We start from the raw sequence: 2,630 nt of genomic DNA on the forward strand, positions 1-2,630 counted from the left end.
ACAGCAATCAGCACGCCATTCTGGTCGGCGAGGTGCGGCGGGTTATCTGCGGGTCTCCCGATTATCTGAAGCGTCATGGCCGGCCAATGCATCCCAATGATCTGGGCCGGGCGCGGATTGTTGCCACCTCGTCCATTGGGCAACAGCGAAACTGGCCCTTTAGCGAGGCCGGAGAGGTGTTGAGCATTCGCCCTGAACCGCGTCTGGTCGTCACGGCGAATCAGGCGGCAATCACGGCCGCGGCTCTGGGGCTTGGATTGACCCGGGTTCTTTCCTATCAGGTGGCCAGCAAGGTGGCCAGCGGTGAGTTGGAAATCGTCCTGCAAGACTTCGAACTGCCGCCGTTGCCCATCCATGTGGTGTATCAGGGCGGGCGCAAGGCGCCGGTGCGGGTACGCAGTTTCGTGGACTATGCGGTGAAGGCATTACGTGAACATCCGGCATTGCGCGCCTGAGCGTTATTGCGCTGGGTGAAATGATCGATTGTGTTTTCTGGTTATTCTGTTGATTTGATGGCAGGTGGAAGATAACGCMACTTAGCGCGGTTCCCTCCTGAACCGCGTGATCCAGCCGCGGAGTCGACTATGCACGCCATCAAACTCTACAACTTCCCACGTTCCGGCCACGCCCACCGTGTGGAGCTGATGCTGTCGTTGCTTGAGCTGCCAACCGAACTGATCTTCGTCGATCTGGCGAAAGGCGCACACAAACAGCCGGATTTTCTTGCACTCAATGCCTTTGGTCAGGTTCCGGTGATCGATGACCAGGGTGTGGTGCTGGCCGATTCCAACGCGATTCTGGTGTACCTGGCGCAGAAGTATGGCAAGGGCCGTTGGTTGCCCGCCGACCCGGTCGGTGCAGCCAGAGTTCAGCGCTGGTTGTCGATAGCGGCCGGACMGATTGCCTTCGGCCCGGCCATTGCACGACTGATCACGGTGTTCGGTGCACCTAACAATGCCGATGAAGTGATTACCCGTTCCCACAACCTGCTCAAGGTGATTGATCAGGAACTGAGCAAATCGACCTATCTTGCGGGTGATGAGCCGACCATCGCCGATGTTGCTGCCTACAGCTACATCGCGCATGCGCCGGAAGGCAACGTGTCGCTGGCTGATTATGCCAACGTGCGGGCCTGGCTGGCGCGGATCGAGGCCTTGCCCGGTTTTGTCGGCATGCCACGCACTGTGGCCGGTTTACAAACTGCCTGAAGCGCTTGCGGCCTGGCGATGTCGGGCCGTTCACACTGCGCCGGGTGCGCAGGGGAGAACCGTGATGGAGCTTTCACCTTGGCATGCCGGCGAGAAACAGTTACAGGCTCATGCAGGGGTTGCCGAGCGTATGGAAGCGCACGGGCGCAAGGTGATCCGCAAGCAAATGCCGGATCAGCATCGGCAGTTCTATCGGCAGTTGCCGTTCATGGTGTTCGGTGCCGTGGACGCCGACGGTAACCCCTGGGCGAGCATCCTCGAAGGCCCGCCGGGTTTCGCCCATTCCCCCGAACCTGCGCAGTTGCAACTCGACAGCCTGCCCACGTTGGACGACCCGGCGCAATTACACGCCGGGGCGGCGATTGGCTTGCTGGGGATCGAGTTGCACACAAGGCGGCGTAACCGGATCAACGGCCGGGTCAGTGCGATTGGCGCGCAAGGCCTGAGCGTCTCGGTCGAGCAGTCCTTCGGTAATTGCCCGCAGTACATTCAATTGCGGCAGTTCGAATCGGTGCCGTTGGCCGATCCGTCGACTCGTATCGCACAACGCCTGAATTCGCTGGATGACGCGGCCAAGGCGATGATTCGGGATGCCGACACCCTTTTTGTCGCCAGTTACGTGGATGTGGATAACTCACGTTCTGTGGATGTTTCCCACCGTGGTGGCCAGACGGGCTTCGTTCAGGTCGAGGGTGACTGCCTGACCATCCCTGATTTTGCTGGCAATCTGCACTTCAATACCTTGGGCAACCTGCTGCTCAATCCGCGGGCCGGGTTGCTGTTTATCGATTTCACCACAGGCGATCTGCTGCAGGTCAGCGGTCGTACCGAAATAATCCTCGATGGCCCACAAGTAGAAGCCTTTCAAGGCGCCGAACGGCTGTGGAAGCTGCATGTGCAGCAGGTGGTTCGGCGACCCGCAGCGTTGGCGTTGCGCTGGCGCTTCGATGGGGTTTCGCCCACCAGTTTGTTGACCGGCACCTGGGAACAGGCTGCCGCCAGGTTGCAGGCAGCGGCATTGGGCGATTGCTGGCGGCCAATGCGGGTGTCCCGGATCGAGCGGGAAAGCCAGAGCATTCGCTCGATCTATCTGGAGTCGGCTGACGGCGCCGGGTTACCGCTGTTCCAGGCCGGGCAGCATTTGCCGGTGCGCTTCACGCTTGATGGCCAGGTGCATATCCGCACTTACAGTCTGTCGAGTGCGCCCTCCGATGAGTTCTTCCGTATCAGCGTGAAGCGTGACGGATTGGTGTCTTCGCACCTGCACGAAGGGATTCAGGTCGGTGATTTGATTGAAGTCCGCGCACCGCAGGGGCATTTCACGGTAGCCGCCAATGAACAGCGACCACTGGTGCTGTTGGCGGCCGGGGTCGGCATCACGCCGTTGTTGTCGATGCTGCGTGAAGTGGTTTACCAGGGCCG

General features: G+C 60.3%; 3 protein-coding genes. All 3 read left to right on the plus strand.

Annotated elements, in window-relative coordinates; genetic code table 11:
* Window positions 1–455: LysR substrate-binding domain-containing protein (locus AC1DH9_RS26885; RefSeq protein WP_477809121.1), on the plus strand; the 455-nt coding region annotated here is incomplete at its 5' end.
* Between the two features lie 129 nt (window positions 456–584).
* Window positions 585–1,208: a glutathione S-transferase family protein gene (locus tag AC1DH9_RS26890; protein WP_477809122.1), complete on the plus strand. Its 624-nt coding sequence runs from the start codon at window positions 585–587 to the stop codon at window positions 1,206–1,208.
* A gap of 64 nt (window positions 1,209–1,272) precedes the next feature.
* On the plus strand, window positions 1,273–2,630 hold a 1,358-nt coding region (locus AC1DH9_RS26895; RefSeq protein WP_477809123.1), incomplete at its 3' end, for a pyridoxamine 5'-phosphate oxidase family protein.

It is taken from the genome of Pseudomonas sp. 05T35 (assembly GCF_056396605.1).